The sequence below is a fragment of the Enterobacter sp. NFIX59 genome (assembly GCF_900113755.1).
GTDB classification, from domain to species: domain Bacteria; phylum Pseudomonadota; class Gammaproteobacteria; order Enterobacterales; family Enterobacteriaceae; genus Enterobacter; species Enterobacter pseudoroggenkampii.
This window is the reverse complement of the sequence record NZ_FOQN01000005.1, coordinates 340,264-357,215: the sequence shown is the minus strand read 5'-3', so window position 1 is coordinate 357,215 and position 16,952 is coordinate 340,264. Positions and strand designations below refer to the sequence as shown.

At 57.3% G+C, this 16,952-nt stretch carries 15 protein-coding genes; 12 read left to right on the top strand and 3 right to left on the bottom strand.

Going from position 1 to position 16,952, the window contains the following annotated elements; genetic code table 11:
• The first annotated feature begins 11 nt into the window (after nucleotides 1-11).
• The 6 genes from lepB to acpS all read left to right on the top strand — a co-directional run bounded on the left by lepB (nucleotide 12) and on the right by acpS (nucleotide 4,661).
• On the top strand, nucleotides 12-986 hold the full coding sequence (gene lepB, locus BM007_RS18250) for a signal peptidase I (protein WP_024908620.1): 975 nt from the start codon (nucleotides 12-14) through the stop codon (nucleotides 984-986).
• 222 nt (nucleotides 987-1,208) lie between these two features.
• Nucleotides 1,209-1,889 (top strand): ribonuclease III, encoded by a 681-nt coding sequence (gene rnc / locus BM007_RS18240; RefSeq protein ID WP_003860711.1) that lies wholly within the window; start codon nucleotides 1,209-1,211, stop codon nucleotides 1,887-1,889.
• Nucleotides 1,886-2,791 (top strand): GTPase Era, encoded by a 906-nt coding sequence (gene era / locus BM007_RS18235; protein ID WP_024908621.1) that lies wholly within the window; start codon nucleotides 1,886-1,888, stop codon nucleotides 2,789-2,791. The genes rnc and era overlap by 4 nt, the downstream gene beginning before the upstream one ends.
• Nucleotides 2,792-2,808: 17 nt before the next feature.
• Nucleotides 2,809-3,516 carry a DNA repair protein RecO gene (gene recO, locus BM007_RS18230; RefSeq protein WP_023333058.1) on the top strand — a complete coding sequence of 236 codons (708 nt, stop codon included), beginning with the start codon at nucleotides 2,809-2,811 and terminating at the stop codon, nucleotides 3,514-3,516.
• 33 nt (nucleotides 3,517-3,549) lie between these two features.
• Nucleotides 3,550-4,281 carry a pyridoxine 5'-phosphate synthase gene (pdxJ, locus tag BM007_RS18225; RefSeq protein ID WP_090420239.1) on the top strand — a complete coding sequence of 244 codons (732 nt, stop codon included), beginning with the start codon at nucleotides 3,550-3,552 and terminating at the stop codon, nucleotides 4,279-4,281.
• A complete protein-coding gene (gene acpS / locus BM007_RS18220) occupies nucleotides 4,281-4,661 on the top strand; it encodes a holo-ACP synthase (protein ID WP_008502178.1) in 381 nt (126 codons plus the stop codon). Before pdxJ ends, acpS begins: the two co-directional genes overlap by 1 nt.
• Here the strand turns inward: acpS and BM007_RS18215 are convergent.
• Nucleotides 4,658-4,918 carry a YfhL family 4Fe-4S dicluster ferredoxin gene (locus tag BM007_RS18215; RefSeq protein WP_008502177.1) on the bottom strand — a complete coding sequence of 87 codons (261 nt, stop codon included), beginning with the start codon at nucleotides 4,916-4,918 and terminating at the stop codon, nucleotides 4,658-4,660. The two genes, acpS and BM007_RS18215, sit on opposite strands and share 4 nt — an antisense overlap.
• Nucleotides 4,919-4,964: 46 nt before the next feature.
• Nucleotides 4,965-5,813 (bottom strand): MurR/RpiR family transcriptional regulator, encoded by an 849-nt coding sequence (locus tag BM007_RS18210; protein WP_023333056.1) that lies wholly within the window; start codon nucleotides 5,811-5,813, stop codon nucleotides 4,965-4,967.
• A gap of 117 nt (nucleotides 5,814-5,930) precedes the next feature.
• On the opposite strand from BM007_RS18210, the gene murQ reads away from it, so the two are divergent.
• The 4 genes from murQ to tadA are packed head-to-tail and all read left to right on the top strand — an operon-like array spanning nucleotide 5,931 to nucleotide 9,400.
• Nucleotides 5,931-6,824, top strand: a complete 894-nt coding sequence (murQ, locus tag BM007_RS18205) for an N-acetylmuramic acid 6-phosphate etherase (protein ID WP_090420236.1) — start codon at nucleotides 5,931-5,933, stop codon at nucleotides 6,822-6,824.
• A gap of 11 nt (nucleotides 6,825-6,835) precedes the next feature.
• On the top strand, nucleotides 6,836-8,197 hold the full coding sequence (locus BM007_RS18200) for a PTS transporter subunit EIIC (protein ID WP_090420233.1): 1,362 nt from the start codon (nucleotides 6,836-6,838) through the stop codon (nucleotides 8,195-8,197).
• A gap of 3 nt (nucleotides 8,198-8,200) precedes the next feature.
• The gene (gene yfhb / locus BM007_RS18195) at nucleotides 8,201-8,836 is read left to right on the top strand and encodes a phosphatidylglycerophosphatase C (protein WP_090420230.1); all 636 of its coding nucleotides are present in this window, start codon (nucleotides 8,201-8,203) and stop codon (nucleotides 8,834-8,836) included.
• A gap of 24 nt (nucleotides 8,837-8,860) precedes the next feature.
• A complete protein-coding gene (tadA, locus tag BM007_RS18190) occupies nucleotides 8,861-9,400 on the top strand; it encodes a tRNA adenosine(34) deaminase TadA (RefSeq protein ID WP_090420227.1) in 540 nt (179 codons plus the stop codon).
• On the opposite strand, the gene mltF is transcribed toward tadA, so the two are convergent.
• Complete coding sequence (gene mltF, locus BM007_RS18185) at nucleotides 9,288-10,838, bottom strand: membrane-bound lytic murein transglycosylase MltF (RefSeq protein WP_032648672.1); 1,551 nt, start codon at nucleotides 10,836-10,838, stop codon at nucleotides 9,288-9,290. The two genes, tadA and mltF, sit on opposite strands and share 113 nt — an antisense overlap.
• 267 nt (nucleotides 10,839-11,105) lie before the next feature.
• Between mltF and purL the strand changes: the two genes are divergently transcribed.
• Both purL and qseE read left to right on the top strand, forming a co-directional pair.
• Nucleotides 11,106-14,993, top strand: coding sequence for a phosphoribosylformylglycinamidine synthase (purL, locus tag BM007_RS18175; protein ID WP_090420225.1), 3,888 nt, complete (start codon nucleotides 11,106-11,108; stop codon nucleotides 14,991-14,993).
• Between the two features lie 531 nt (nucleotides 14,994-15,524).
• Complete coding sequence (qseE, locus tag BM007_RS18170) at nucleotides 15,525-16,952, top strand: two component system sensor histidine kinase QseE/GlrK (protein WP_024908630.1); 1,428 nt, start codon at nucleotides 15,525-15,527, stop codon at nucleotides 16,950-16,952.

Below are 16,952 nucleotides of genomic sequence, written 5' to 3'. Positions count from 1 at the left end.
AAGGAGTTGGCATGGCGAACATGTTTGCCCTGATCCTGGTCATTGCTACCCTGGTGACAGGTCTGCTGTGGTGTCTGGATAAGTTTATCTTCGCCCCAAAACGTCGTGAACGTCAGGCTGCCGCACAGGCAGCCACTGGCGATGGGATTGACGCGAAAACCCTGAAGAAAGTCGGCCCGAAACCGGGCTGGCTGGAAACGGGTGCCTCGGTATTTCCGGTGCTGGCGATTGTGCTGGTGGTACGTTCGTTTATTTACGAGCCGTTCCAGATCCCATCAGGTTCAATGATGCCAACGCTGCTGATTGGTGATTTTATTCTGGTAGAGAAGTTTGCCTACGGCATTAAAGACCCGATCTACCAGAAAACGCTGATCGAAACCGGTCATCCGAAACGTGGCGACATCGTGGTGTTCAAATATCCGGAAGATCCTCGCCTGGACTACATCAAGCGCGCAGTAGGTCTGCCGGGTGATAAAGTGACTTACGATCCGGTTGCGAAAGAAGTCACCGTTCAGCCGGGCTGCAGCTCCGGTACCGCATGCGAAAACGCGCTGCCAATCACCTACTCAAACGTTGAGCCAAGTGATTTTGTGCAGACCTTCGCCCGTCGTAACGGCGGTGAAGCGACCAGCGGATTCTTCCAGGTACCGAAAGGTGAAACCAAAGAGGACGGCATCCGTCTGGTTGAGCGCAAAGAGACGCTGGGCGATGTGACGCACCGTATCCTCACCGTGCCAATCGCGCAGGACCAGCTGGGTATGTACTATCGCCAGCCGGGCCAGCAGCTGGCGAGCTGGATTGTACCGCCAGGACATTACTTCATGATGGGTGACAACCGCGATAACTCTGCGGACAGCCGTTACTGGGGCTTTGTGCCGGAAGCGAATCTGGTCGGTAAAGCCACCGCCATCTGGATGAGTTTTGAGAAACAGGAAGGCGAATGGCCGACCGGTGTTCGCCTGAGTCGTATCGGCGGAATCCATTAATTCTCACTAAATGAACGTGTAGCCGCTAATTAAAGCGGCTACACGAATTATTTCACCGATAAATCTCTTCGAACTAACGACATCCCCTGTCGTTGTGTATAGAATATTCCCCCGAAGTTTAAGGTTGGCCCTGCAAGGGTGCCACGGCACACGAAACCGCGTTGGTTTTCTCAGGTCGGTTTCGTGTGCTGCATTTTTGACGCATTCATTTATTGGTATCGCATGAACCCCATCGTAATTAATCGGCTTCAACGGAAGCTGGGCTACACTTTTCATCATCAGGAGTTGTTGCAACAGGCATTAACCCACCGCAGTGCCAGCAGCAAACATAATGAGCGTCTCGAGTTTTTAGGCGACTCTATTTTAAGTTTCGTGATTGCGAATGCGCTTTATCATCGTTTCCCGCGTGTGGATGAAGGTGATATGAGCCGCATGCGTGCCACGCTGGTTCGGGGTAATACCCTTGCGGAAATCGCGCGCGAATTTGAACTGGGCGAATGTCTGCGTCTTGGACCGGGTGAACTGAAAAGCGGCGGCTTCCGTCGTGAATCTATTCTTGCCGATACGGTCGAAGCATTAATTGGTGGTGTGTTCCTGGACAGCGATATCCAGACCGTAGAAAAGCTGATCCTGAACTGGTATCAGACCCGTCTGGACGAAATCAGCCCGGGCGATAAACAAAAAGATCCGAAAACGCGTCTGCAGGAATATTTGCAGGGTCGTCATCTGCCGCTGCCATCTTATCTGGTGGTGCAGGTTCGTGGCGAAGCGCACGATCAGGAATTTACCATCCATTGCCAGGTCAGTGGCCTGAGTGAACCGGTGGTGGGCACAGGTTCAAGCCGTCGTAAGGCTGAACAGGCTGCCGCCGAACAGGCGTTAAAAATGCTGGAGCTGGAATGAGCGAAGAAAAGACCTATTGCGGATTTATTGCCATCGTCGGACGTCCGAACGTTGGCAAATCCACCCTGCTGAATAATCTGCTTGGGCAGAAGATTTCTATCACCTCGCGTAAGGCGCAGACCACGCGTCACCGCATCGTCGGCATACATACTGAAGGCGCGTATCAGGCGATCTACGTCGATACCCCAGGCCTGCACATGGAAGAGAAGCGTGCCATCAACCGTCTGATGAACAAGGCGGCGAGCAGCTCGATTGGCGACGTGGAGCTGGTGATTTTCGTTGTGGAAGGCACCCGCTGGACGCCGGACGACGAGATGGTGTTGAACAAGCTGCGCGACGGCAAAACGCCGGTCATCCTCGCGGTCAACAAAGTTGATAACGTGCAGGAAAAGGCCGACCTGCTCCCGCATCTGCAGTGGCTCGGTAGCCAGATGAACTTCCTCGACATCGTTCCACTGTCCGCTGAGACCGGCCTGAACGTGGATACCATCGCGGGCATCGTGCGTAAGCATCTGCCGGAAGCGATTCATCACTTCCCGGAAGACTACATCACCGATCGCTCTCAGCGCTTTATGGCGTCTGAAATCATCCGTGAAAAGCTGATGCGTTTTCTGGGCGCTGAACTGCCGTACTCTGTAACGGTGGAGATCGAGCGTTTCCAGACCAACGAGCGCGGTGGCTACGACATCAACGGCCTGATCCTCGTTGAGCGCGAAGGGCAGAAGAAGATGGTGATCGGCAACAAAGGGGCCAAAATCAAAACCATCGGCATTGAAGCCCGTAAGGACATGCAGGAGATGTTTGAAGCGCCGGTTCACCTCGAACTGTGGGTGAAAGTGAAATCTGGCTGGGCCGATGATGAGCGTGCTCTGCGCAGCCTCGGTTACGGCGAAGACCAGTAACTTAAGACGACGAGCATATGGATGGATGGCAGCGCGCCTTTGTCCTGCATAGTCGTCCCTGGAGCGAAACCAGCCTCATGCTGGACGTCTTCACGGAAGAGTCGGGTCGCGTGCGCCTTGTTGCGAAAGGCGCACGTTCCAAACGTTCTAATCTGAAAGGCGCCCTACAGCCTTTCACGCCGCTGCTGGTACGTTTTGGTGGGCGAGGGGAAGTTAAAACCCTGCGCAGCGCCGAAGCCGTCTCCCTGGCGCTTCCTCTCTCAGGCATCACGCTCTACAGCGGCCTGTATGTCAATGAACTCATCTCACGCGTTCTTGAACATGAGACGCGCTTCTCTGAACTTTTCTTTGATTATCTGCACTGTATCCAGGCGCTGGCTGGCGCAACCGGTACGCCCGAGCCTGCGCTGCGGCGTTTTGAACTGGCGCTGCTGGGCCATCTTGGGTACGGGGTCGATTTTCTGCACTGTGCGGGCAGCGGTGACGAAGTTGAAGACACCATGACCTACCGCTACCGCGAAGAAAAGGGCTTTATTGCCAGCATCGTGATCGACAACAGCACCTTTACCGGGCGCCAGCTCCGGGCGCTGTATGAGCGCGAGTTTCCCGATCAGGATACCCTGCGCGCAGCAAAACGCTTTACCCGGATTGCCCTCAAGCCGTATCTTGGCGGCAAGCCCTTAAAGAGCCGCGAATTATTCAGGCAGTTTGTGCCGAAACGTTAGACCACAGAATCGAAAAGAAAACCGAGGATTGTCATGGCTGAATTACTGTTAGGCGTCAACATCGATCACATCGCCACGCTGCGTAATGCGCGCGGTACGGCGTATCCCGATCCGGTTCAGGCGGCGTTTATCGCTGAACAGGCTGGCGCCGACGGCATTACCGTTCACCTGCGTGAAGACCGTCGCCACATCACCGACCGCGACGTGCGCATTCTGCGCCAGACGCTGGATACCCGTATGAATTTGGAGATGGCGGTCACCGAAGAGATGCTGGCGATTGCCTGTGAGACCCAGCCGCACTTCTGCTGCCTGGTGCCGGAAAAACGCCAGGAAGTCACGACCGAAGGCGGTCTGGATGTGGCCGGTCAGCTCGACAAAATGCGCGATGCCTGCAAGCGCCTGGCGGATGCCGGTATCCTGGTTTCGCTGTTTATTGACGCCGATTTCACCCAGATTAAAGCGGCAGCCGACGTGGGCGCGCCGTATATCGAAATTCACACCGGCTGCTATGCCGATGCCAAAAACGATGAAGAGCAGGCCAAAGAGCTGGAGCGTATTGCTAAAGCGGCTACGTATGCCTCAAGCCTGGGTCTGAAGGTTAACGCCGGTCACGGTCTGACCTACCACAACGTGAAGGCCATTGCCGCCCTGCCTGAAATGCACGAGCTGAACATCGGCCACGCCATCATTGGCCGCGCGGTGATGAGCGGCCTGAAAGAGGCGGTTTCAGAAATGAAACGCCTGATGCAGGAAGCGCGTCAGTAATGGCCATTCTGGGCTTAGGCACCGATATCGTTGAAATAGCCCGCATAGAAGCGGTGATCGCCCGTAGCGGCGATCGCCTGGCGAGACGCGTGCTGAGCGATAACGAATGGGCCATCTGGGAAGCACATCAGCAGCCGGTGCGCTTTCTGGCAAAGCGCTTTGCGGTAAAAGAGGCGGCCGCTAAAGCCTTCGGAACCGGCATTCGTAACGGTCTGGCGTTCAACCAGTTTGAAGTGTTTAACGATGAGCTGGGTAAGCCAAGCCTGCGTTTATGGGGTGAGGCGCAAAAGCTGGCAGAAAAGCTGGGGGTGAATCACGTGCACGTGACGATCGCCGATGAACGCCACTATGCCAGCGCGACGGTGATCATCGAAAGTTAAAGCTTGTCCGCGTGGTGCATCAGGACAAACTTATCCCACAGCTGTTCTTCGCTCTCGACGTGTGCCGGATCCTTCAGGATGGTATTCGGGATCGGGCACACTTTTTGACAGGTCGGCGTTTCATAGTGGCCGATGCATTCCGTGCAGCGGTCGCTGTTAATCTCATAAATGCTGTCGCCCATCGAAATCGCCTGGTTCGGGCATTCGGGCTCGCACATATCGCAATTAATGCATTTTTTGGTAATTAACAGCGCCATCAGGAAATTCTCAGAAACAACACAAACTGGGCGGGCATTATACGCGTCAAACCAGTTTCTTTACCAGTTCTTCGCTGTGACGAATGCGTTCGGGCGCACGCTCCAGATCCTGCTGCACCAGCGCCATAAACAGCAGGTCCGTCAGCATCATCTGTGCGCTGGTGGACGAGATAGCCGCGCTGCGCGTGGCCTGCTCCTCGGCAATGGTATATAAACAGCGCGTGGCCCGCTGCTGCAGGGCATTCGGCGTAAAACCGGTGATCGCCAGAATTTTACCGCCGACGCGCAGCGCTTCATCGGTGGCCATGTTGATCTCGCGGCGCTCGCCGGAATAGGAGATCGCCAGCAGCAGATCGTCAGGATCCATCGCCTGTACGGTCGCCAACAGGGCGTGCATATCCTGCTCGACGATGGCGTTAAGCCCAATTTTTGTCAGCTTCCAGCCAAAGTTACGCGCCACAAGCCCGGACGCGCCGATGCCGGTCAGAATGATCCGCCGCGCGCCGCGCAGCATCGCCACGCTCTCCAGCAGCTTCTCTTCCGTATTCACATCGAGCGTCGCATGCATGGCCGCCACGTTCTCTTTGATCAGCTTTTCGCCGACCAGCCGCATCGGGTCATCGCCGCGGATCTGATTATGCACCGGCATGGACTGCGGGTTGGGGTTACTGACCAGCGCTTCACTGATCGCCAGCTTGAGGGCGGGGAACCCTTTAAAGCCAATCTTCTGCGCAAATTTCACTACGCTGGACTGGCTCACGCCGGCCTCACTCGCCAGCTGCTGCGAGCTGAGATGGCGCGCGCGATCGGGTTGAGAAAGCAGAAAATCCGCCAGCTTCTTGTCGCTTTGGGCAAAGCCTGCGTAGCGCTGGCGAATGCGAATTAAACAGTTCATACGGTCTCCTGGCGAAAATGTGATTATCTGCGCAAATACGGATTTTGCTCGCCTGAATGAATTTTATATTCCATTATAGTGTGATTATTATGAATTAAAAATTCTTGAGGTACAAAAATGAATCTTGGCTCACTTGTTTCTGAAACGCGTAACCCGCAAACCATGGATCTGGATGCGCTCTCCACCCTGGAGCTGGTTAACCGCTTTAATCAACAGGATACGCTGGTCGCGCAGGCTGTGAAAGAGACATTACCCGAGGTGGCGAAAGCGGTCGATGCGGCGGCGAAATCCCTCAAGGCCGGTGGACGCATTATTTACATGGGGGCGGGGACCAGCGGGCGTCTTGGGGTCCTGGACGCGTCAGAATGCCCGCCAACCTTTGGGGTGCCGCATGGTCTGGTGGTTGGGCTGATTGCCGGTGGACCCGGTGCGCTGCTGAAAGCTGTTGAAGGGGCGGAAGATAACAAACAGCTCGGTGAAGATGATCTCAAAGCGCTGAACCTGACCGCGCAGGATCTGGTGGTTGGGCTGGCAGCATCCGGGCGCACCCCGTACGTCATTGGCGGGCTGGAATACGCTAACCAGACCGGCTGCACGACGGTCGCCATCTCCTGTAACCCAGGCTCACCGATTGCACAGGTGGCCGCTATCGCTATCTCTCCGGTGGTTGGGCCGGAAGCGCTCACCGGCTCCACGCGCCTGAAATCCGGGACCGCGCAAAAGCTGGTGCTCAATATGATCTCCACCGGCGCGATGGTGAAGTTCGGGAAGGTGTATCAGAACCTGATGGTGGATATGCAGGCCACCAACGTCAAGCTGGTGGACAGAGCCTGCCGCATGGTGATGGAGGCGACGGGCGCAGGACGTGAAGAGGCAGAAGCGGTACTCAAGCAGACCGATCACGATGTTAAACCGGCCATTCTGATGATCTTAAGCGGGCTGGATGCGGCAAGCGCCAGAGCCAAACTCGATGCGCATAACGGCTTCTTACGGGCGGCATTAGAAAACTAACAGAGGCGTGTATGAACAAAACAGCAGCGCTCGCCAGCGATATCCTGCAGGGGATCGGTGGGGAACAAAATATTCAGCGTCTCGAAAACTGCATGACGCGCGTGCGCGTCGAGGTGCATAACGACGACCAGCTTGACGTGCCGCGCCTGAAGCAACTGTCCGGGGTCAGCGGCTACGTGAAACAGGGTCAGCAGCATCAGCTGATCGTCGGCCCAGGGAAAGCGGCGCAGGTTGTCGATGCCATGCGGGCGCTGATGGGCGTTAGCGCGAGCGTGTCGATTGACGATGCTGAGCGCACCAAAGCGCAGGTGAAGGCCAAATATAAAGCCCCGATGAGCGACGCGCTGCGACAGCTGGCTAACGTCTTTATTCCGCTGATCCCGGCGTTTATTGCTTCGGGACTGATCACCGGGATCATCAATATCCTCAAGCGACCGGATATTGTGGGGGATTTCGCCACGCAGTATCCGAACCTGCTGGGGATTCTGGGGATCTTCGGCAGCGCTGTTTTCGCCATCATGAACATTCTCGTCGGGGTCAATACCGCGAAGGTGTTTGGCGGATCGCTGGCGATGGGCGGCGTGATGGCGGGCATCTTGTCCAGCCCGCAGCTGGCGCAGATCACGCTGTTTGGTGAGGCGCTCCAGCCGGGCCGCGGTGGGGTGATCGCCGTGCTGCTGGTGGTCATCCTGATGTGCTGGATCGAGAAAAGGCTGCGCGCGGTTCTGCCCGGCTCGATTGAGCTTATCCTCAACCCGCTGCTGACCACGCTGATTACCGGTAGCGTAGCGATTGTGGCCCTCCAGCCGTTAGGCGGTTGGATCTCTGAAGCCATCGCCCACGGCGCGTCGCTGGCGATTGATCGCGGCGGCCTGTTAGTGGGGGCGGTGCTGTCAGGTACCTTCCTGCCGCTGGTGCTGACCGGCCTGCACCAGGGGCTGGTGCCGATCCACGTCGAGCTGGTGCAGTCGCACGGCTATAACGCGCTGCTGCCTATCCTGTCGATGGCGGGCGTGGGGCAGGTCGGCGCGGCGATTGCCGTACTGATGAAAACCCGCAACGCGCGATTGAAGAAAGTGATTAAAGGCGCACTCCCGGTTGGACTGCTCGGTATTGGCGAGCCGCTGATTTTCGGCGTTACCCTGCCGCTGGGTAAACCGTTCCTCGCGGCGTGTCTGGGCGGTGCGGTAGGTGGGGCACTGATCAGCTACTGGAAGGTCGCCACCGTGATCACCTTTGGGCTTTCCGGTTTACCGCTGGCATTAACCATCGTGACCGGAAAAGTGATGCTCTATCTGTTAGGCTATTTAGTAGCGGTGATCGCCGGGTTCCTGTTTACCTGGCTGTTAGGTTTCAACGATCCAGAGGAGTAAGGTTTGGCAAATCACGCGCGTCGCGTTGTCTTTTTCGACCTGGATGGAACGCTGCATCAGCAGGATATGTTTGGTACGTTTATGCGTTACCTGCTGCGGCGTCAGCCCCTGAATGCGTTGCTCGTGCTACCGCTCTTACCGGTTATCGGTATCGCGCTGCTGGTGAAAGGCCGTGCGGCGCGATGGCCGATGAGTCTGCTGCTGTGGGGATGTACCTTTGGGCACAGCGAAGCGCGCCTCAAACAGCTCGAAAAGGATTTTGCGCACTGGTTCCGCGGCCACGTCGCCGCCTTTCCGGTGGTGCAGGCGCGCCTGACCGGCTACCTCGACGCGAACGATGCCGACATCTGGCTGATTACCGGCTCCCCGCAGACGCTGGTGGAGCAGGTCTATTTTGATACCCCCTGGCTTCCGCGCGTGAATCTTATTGCCACACAAATTGCCCGCGGTTACGGCGGTTGGGTGCTGACGATGCGCTGCCTGGGACATGAAAAAGTGGTCCAGCTGGAGAAACGTATCGGGACGCCGCTGCGCCTGTACAGCGGCTACAGCGACAGTAAACAGGACAACCCGCTGCTCTATTTTTGCCAGCATCGCTGGCGCGTCACGCCATCAGGTGAACTCCAGCAACTCGAATAGTCTTATCCATAATGGGCGTGTATAATGCCGCCCGCTTTTCGACTGGAGTATCAACCGTTGTCCAACCCTGAACTCGACCATGAATACTGGATGCGCCATGCGCTGACGCTGGCTCAGCGTGCCTGGGATGAGGGCGAAGTGCCCGTAGGTGCCGTGCTGGTCCACAATAACCAGGTGATTGGTGAAGGGTGGAACCGTCCGATTGGCCGCCACGATCCTACTGCACATGCCGAAATCATGGCGCTTCGCCAGGGCGGTCTGGTGCTGCAAAACTATCGCCTGCTTGATACTACGTTGTATGTGACGCTGGAGCCGTGCGTGATGTGCTCCGGCGCGATGGTGCACAGCCGGATCGGGACTCTGGTCTTCGGTGCGCGGGATGAAAAAACCGGTGCGGCCGGTTCGCTGATGGACGTGCTGGGTCACCCGGGGATGAACCACCAGGTGAAGACTATCGGCGGGGTGCTTGCACCAGAGTGTTCGGAGCTATTAAGCGATTTCTTTCGAATGCGCCGTCAGCAGAAAAAGCAGCAAAAGGCAGAATTGAAGCTGTCGGACGATTAAGCTCGTCCGGCGCCACGACCGGGTAACTTTGAGCCAGCTGTTTGGCCTCCGTTGCCTCTTTCTCTTTCTCCAGCAGATACCCGACCAGGCTAATCTGATATTTACGGATATTTTCCACGTAGGCGTAGGCTTCATGTCCGCGCGCGTAGCCGTATGTCAGCTTGTTATACCATGGCTTCTGGCTCAGCAGCGGCAGCCGCTGCTTTACGTCTGACCAGCTGTCCGGGTTGCCTTTCGTTTTGGCCGTCAGCGCCCGCGCATCCAGCATATGCGCATAGCCCATATTGTAGGCCGCCAGCGCAAACCAGATCCGCTCCTCTTCCGGCACCGTTTCCGGGACTTTGGCCATCATATCCTGCAGATAGCGCGCGCCGCCGCTGATGCTCTGTTCCGCATCGGTACGGTCATTGACGCCCAGGCTCAGCGCGGTATTTTTGGTTAACATCATCAAACCACGTACGCCCGTGGGCGACGTGGCCTGGGTATCCCAGTGGGATTCCTGATACGAAATAGCCGCCAGCAGTTTCCAGTCAATCTCCTGGGCGTATTTTTCGAACAGCGGCTGCAGATCTGGCAGGACGCTGTCTACCGCGCGCAGGAAGCTGCGGGTGTCAACGTAGTCAAAGTCGTCACCGTGACCGAGGTACTTCTCCTCCAGACGTGCCAGAGTACCGTCTTCATTGATGGTGTTGAAGAAATCAAGCATCGCGGCAGAGAAGGTCTGATCGTCATCAAGCTGGCTAAACCAGGTCACGGGCTGCTCGTCGGTGACGTCCAGCGCCACGGCGATTTCAGGATGCACCCGCTGGAACAGGCTGATCGCGACCGAATCGGCGATGGTGTAGGGCACTTTCTGGTCTTTTACCTGCTCCAGCAGCTCCGTCGTGCCGAGTTTCGGATCCACCGTCCAGCTCAGGTCGGGATATTTCTTCTCCTTGAGCTCACGCAGATCGTCAATCACCACGTGGCCAGGCGCAATCGTCAACTGCCGATCGTCAATCGAGGCCAGCGAACGCGGGCGCAGGCCCCCGACGCGGTAAACCAGCTGCTGCGAAACGGAGTAGTAGGTCGGGCCTGGCTGGTAGTTTTTGCTGCGCTCGCTATTATACACCAGCCCGGCGGCAAGCATATCGGCATCGTCGTTATCGAGGTCGTCAAACAGCTGGTTGATATTCTGGCGGACGGTGATTTTAAGCTTCACGCCAAGATAATCGGCGAACTGTTGTGCCAGCTCGTAATCCAGACCAATGATTTTACCGTTGATGTCGCTGTAAATCAGCGGAGAGTTGAGGGTACTGACGCGCAATTCCCCCCGCTCCTGAATGGCGGCGATACGGTTTTCGGCTTTGCCGAACCAGGGGATGGAAGGCCAGAGGGCCACTGCCAGCAGCAACGTTACAATGCCGATGAGCAGATAATTAATCTTTAATTTTTTCAATTAGTTAATTCTCTGCGACGCCGGTTGCCTCAGTCTGCTGTAGCCATGTTAATCATAAGGTTTGCCATTGAATGAGCGGCATTTTGCGTAAACTTGCGCCACTTGGCAACCAATTAGAGAGACTGGTCACATCTATTGTTAAATCTCTGTGCAAATTTTATTTCGACGCAAACGGTTTCGTCGGCGCTCAGGATTCTCTATAATGACGCCCGTTTTCCCCCCTTGCGCACACTGTAAGCGCCCCGGCGCTTCGAAGACGAGAGACTTATGATGGAAATTCTGCGTGGTTCGCCTGCACTGTCTGCCTTCCGTATCACTAAACTGCTGGCACGTTTTCAGGCGGCCGACCTTCCGGTAAGCAATATTTACGCTGAGTATGTCCATTTTGCTGACCTGAATGCCCCCCTGAATGCAGAGGAGCGCGTACAGCTGGAACGCCTGCTCAAGTATGGCCCAAGCCTGAGCAGCCATACGCCAACCGGCAAACTGATCCTTGCGACGCCTCGTCCGGGCACCATCTCCCCCTGGTCTTCCAAAGCCACCGACATCGCCCACAACTGTGGCCTGAGCCAGATTAACCGTCTGGAACGCGGCGTGGCGTACTACGTGGAAGCCTCTACCCTGAGCGAAGCACAGTGGCAGGCGGTTGCGGCTGAACTGCACGACCGCATGATGGAGAGCGTATTTGCCTCTCTCGATGACGCGCAGAAGCTTTTCTCTCACCATCAGCCTGCGCCGGTACAGAGCGTAGACCTGCTGGGGCAGGGCCGTCAGGCGCTGATTGACGCCAACCTGCGTCTCGGCCTGGCGCTGGCAGAAGACGAAATCGACTACCTGCAGGATGCGTTCGTTAAGCTCAACCGTAACCCGAACGACATCGAACTCTACATGTTCGCGCAGGCGAACTCTGAGCACTGCCGCCACAAGATTTTCAACGCCGACTGGATTATTGACGGCGAACAGCAGCCAAAGTCGCTGTTCAAAATGATCAAAAACACCATGGAGCAAACCCCTGACCACGTGCTGTCTGCCTATAAAGACAACGCCGCGGTGATGGAAGGTTCCGAGGTGGGCCGCTTCTTCGCCGATCGCGAAGCAGGGCGCTATGACTTCCATCAGGAGCCCGCGCATATCCTGATGAAAGTGGAAACCCACAACCACCCGACGGCGATCTCCCCGTGGCCGGGTGCGGCGACCGGCTCCGGCGGTGAAATCCGTGACGAAGGGGCGACCGGTCGTGGTGCAAAACCAAAAGCGGGTCTGGTCGGTTTCTCCGTCTCCAACCTGCGTATCCCGGGCTTTGAACAGCCGTGGGAAGAAGATTTCGGCAAGCCAGAGCGCATTGTGACCGCGCTGGATATCATGATCGAAGGCCCGCTGGGCGGCGCGGCGTTTAACAACGAATTTGGTCGTCCGGCGCTGAACGGTTACTTCCGTACCTATGAAGAGAAAGTGGACAGCCACAACGGCGAAGAGCTGCGCGGCTACCACAAACCGATCATGCTGGCGGGCGGGATCGGCAACATCCGTGCCGATCACGTGCAGAAAGGCGAGATCGTCGTCGGCGCGAAGCTGATCGTGCTCGGCGGCCCGGCGATGAACATCGGTCTGGGCGGCGGAGCGGCCTCTTCTATGGCCTCCGGCCAGTCTGACGCGGATCTCGATTTCGCCTCCGTGCAGCGTGACAACCCTGAGATGGAGCGTCGCTGCCAGGAAGTGATCGACCGCTGCTGGCAGCTGGGCGACGCTAACCCGATTCTCTTTATCCACGACGTGGGGGCGGGCGGTCTGTCCAACGCCATGCCGGAGCTGGTGAGCGACGGCGGCCGCGGTGGTCGTTTCAACCTGCGCGATATCCTGAGCGATGAGCCGGGCATGAGCCCGCTGGAAATCTGGTGTAACGAATCCCAGGAGCGCTACGTGCTGGCGGTTGCCGCGGACCAGCTTCCGCTGTTTGACGAGCTGTGCCGCCGCGAGCGCGCGCCGTATGCCGTCATCGGTGAAGCGACCGAAGAGCAGCACCTGACTCTGAGCGACACCCATTTCGACAACCAGCCTATCGATCTGCCGCTCGACGTTCTGCTCGGTAAAACGCCGAAGATGACCCGCGACGTAACAACCCGTAAAGCGGCGGGCAAAGCGCTGGATCGCCAGGGCATTACCGTAGCTGAAGCCGTTAATCGCGTGCTGCACCTGCCTGCTGTTGCTGAGAAAACCTTCCTGGTGACCATCGGCGACCGTACCGTGACCGGTATGGTATCGCGCGATCAGATGGTTGGCCCGTGGCAGATCCCTGTGGCGAACTGCGCCGTGACCACCGCGAGCCTCGACAGCTACTACGGCGAAGCGATGGCGCTGGGCGAACGCACCCCGGTGGCGCTGCTGGACTTCGCGGCCTCTGCCCGTCTGGCGGTCGGTGAAGCGCTGACCAACATCGCCGCGACGCAGATTGGCGACATCAAACGTATCAAACTCTCCGCAAACTGGATGGCCGCTGCCGGTCACCCTGGCGAAGATGCAGGCCTGTATGAAGCCGTGAAGGCGGTGGGCGAGGAGCTGTGTCCTGCTCTCGGCCTGACCATTCCGGTGGGTAAAGACTCCATGTCGATGAAAACCCGCTGGCAGGAAGGCAGCGAGCAGCGCGAGATGACCTCTCCGCTGTCGCTGGTGATTACCGCGTTTGCCCGCGTGGAAGACGTGCGTCATACCGTTACGCCGCAGCTTTCCACCGAAGACAACGCCCTGCTGCTGATTGACCTGGGTAAAGGCAACAACGCGCTGGGTGCCACCGCTCTGGCGCAGGTTTACCGTCAGCTCGGCGACAAGCCAGCCGACGTGCGCGACGTGGCGCAGCTGAAAGGCTTCTACGACGCCATCCAGGCGCTGGTGGCGCAGCGTAAGCTGCTGGCCTACCATGACCGTTCCGACGGCGGCCTGCTGGTGACGCTGGCAGAGATGGCCTTCACCGGCCACTGTGGGGTTGAAGCCAACATTGCAACGCTGGGCGAAGACCGTCTGGCGGCGCTGTTTAACGAAGAGCTGGGCGCCGTGATTCAGGTGCGCGCGGCAGATCGCGACGCGGTTGAAGCGATTCTGGCGAAGCACGGTCTGGCAGACTGCGTGCACTATCTGGGTAAAGCCGTTCAGGGCGACCGCTTCGTCATTGAAGCAGACGGTCACGCCGTGTTCAGCGAAAGCCGCACCACGCTGCGTATGTGGTGGGCGGAAACCACCTGGCAGATGCAGCGCCTGCGTGATAACCCGGAATGTGCCGATCAGGAGCACAACGCGAAGGCCAATGACCAGGATCCAGGCCTGAACGTGAAGCTCTCCTTCGACATCAACGAAGACATTGCCGCGCCGTACATTGCGACCGGCGCGCGTCCGAAAGTGGCCGTGCTGCGCGAGCAGGGCGTTAACTCCCACGTTGAGATGGCGGCTGCCTTCCACCGCGCGGGCTTTGACGCTATCGACGTTCACATGAGCGACCTGCTGGCCGGACGTACCGGTCTGGAAGATTTCCAGGCGCTGGTGGCGTGCGGCGGCTTCTCCTACGGCGACGTGCTGGGCGCGGGCGAGGGCTGGGCGAAGTCCATCCTGTTCAACAGCCGCGTGCGTGACGAGTTCGAAACCTTCTTCCACCGTCCGCAGACCCTGGCGCTGGGCGTGTGTAACGGTTGTCAGATGATGTCCAACCTGCGTGAACTGATCCCGGGCAGCGAAGCCTGGCCGCGCTTTGTGCGTAACCAGTCTGACCGCTTCGAAGCGCGCTTCAGCCTGGTGGAAGTGACCCAAAGCCCGTCTCTGCTGCTGCAGGGAATGGTCGGTTCACAGATGCCAATCGCGGTCTCCCACGGCGAAGGTCAGGTAGAAGTGCGTGATGCCGCGCATCTGGCTCAGCTGGAGAGCAAAGGTCTGGTGGCGCTGCGCTTTGTCGATAACTTCGGCAAGGTCACGGAAACCTACCCGGCCAACCCGAACGGCTCCGCCAACGGTATTACGGCAGTGACCAGCGAAAGCGGTCGTGCGACCATCATGATGCCGCACCCGGAACGTGTGTTCCGCACCGTGAGCAACTCCTGGCACCCTGAAAACTGGGGCGAGGACAGCCCGTGGATGCGTATCTTCCGCAACGCGCGTAAACAGCTGGGTTAAGTTTCAGGCAACACCTGCAGGCCCGGTAAGCGTGAGCGCTACCGGGCTTTTTTGTCTCTGTCGCAAAATCGCGACAACCCTCTGGTTTGAGTGTCTCCAAAAGGAGACATTTAACTTATTGATTTATATATGGCAGTAAAGGTTCCCATTAAGGTGTTGCTTAATAGCGACACTTAGCCTGGAAATCATTCAACCGATAATTAACAGGTTTAACAAGTAAAAGTTATATATTTCAATGTGTTAATATTTTGTTTTGCGTTCTGGCACGGGTGTTGCATAATATTAACCAGTGGCTCATTCACCTTCTTATGTCAGCCCCTTCGGGACGCGCTACATAAACTTCGAATGACGCACAAAAAGGTGCCTGCCGTCCAACTACTGATCATAGCGATGCTTTATCAGGCCAGGGCGAAACGTCGAGTTAGGCACCGCCTCATTCCATGACAAAGCCGGGTTTTTACCCGGCTTTGTTGTATCTGAAGGGCAGACTCAGTTACGCTCTGCGTAAACCCCCATTAAGAGAGTAATGCGTTGAAACGCTGGCCCGTTTTTCCCCGCTCCCTGCGACAGCTTGTCATGATGGCCTTCCTGCTGATCCTGCTGCCGCTGCTGATCCTTGCCTGGCAGGCGTGGCAAAGTCTGAACGCGCTGAGCGCGCAGGCGGCTTTGACCAACCGCACGACGCTCATCGACGCCAGACGCAGTGAAGCGATGACCAACGCCGCGCTGGAGATGGAACGTAGCTATCGTCAGTATTGCGTGCTTGACGATCGGACGCTGGAAAAGGTGTATCAGAGTCAGCGCAAGCGCTATAGCGAAATGCTGGACGCCCACGCCGGCGTATTGCCTGACGACAAGCTCTATCAGGCGTTACGTCAGGATTTAAACGATCTTGCGCAGCTACAGTGCAGTAACAGCGGCCCGGATGCCGCCGCCGCCGCGCGTCTTGAAGCTTTTGCCAGCGCCAACACCGAGATGGTGCAGTCAACGCGCACGGTGATTTTCTCTCGCGGCCAGCAGCTCCAGCAGGAGATTGCCGAGCGTGGCCAGTTCTTCGGCTGGCAGGCGCTGGTGCTGTTCCTCGTGAGCCTCGGGCTGGTTCTGCTCTTTACCCGCATGATCATCGGCCCGGTGAAGGGCATTCAGCGGATGATCAACCGCCTGGGTGAAGGGAAATCGCTCGGAGATACGGTCGCCTTTAAAGGTCCGCGCGAGCTGCGATCCGTAGGCCAGCGCATTATCTGGCTGTCCGAGCGCCTGGCGTGGCTTGAATCACAGCGTCATCAGTTCCTGCGCCATATCTCCCATGAGCTTAAAACGCCGCTGGCCAGCATGCGCGAAGGGACGGAGCTGCTGGCGGACGAAGTGGCAGGACCCCTTACGCCAGAACAGAAAGAAATTGTCGAGATCCTGGATAACAGCAGCCGCAATCTGCAAAAGCTGATTGAGCAACTGCTGGATTACAACCGCAAGCTGGCTGACGGGGCGGTCGTTCTGGAAAACGTTGAGATTGAGCCGCTGGTGGATATGGTGATATCCGCCCATAGCTTGCCAGCAAGAGCTAAAATGATGCATACCGGTGTAGAACTAAATGCGCCGACCTGTCTCGCTGAACCCATGCTCTTAATGAGCGTGCTGGATAATCTTTATTCCAATGCGGTGCACTATGGTACTGAATCCGGTAACATTTATATCCGAAGTTATACGAAGGGTTCCCGGGTGTTTATAGACGTCGCTAACACCGGCACCCCGATCCCCGATGACGAAAAAACCATGATCTTCGAGCCCTTTTTCCAGGGGAGTCATCAGCGGAAAGGTGCGGTGAAAGGCAGTGGTCTGGGCTTGAGCATCGCCCGGGACTGCATACGACGCATGCAGGGTGAGCTAAACATTGCCACGGACGAACGTTCGGATGTTTGCTTCCGTATTGAACTGCCCCTGAGCCGGAAAAATCAATAA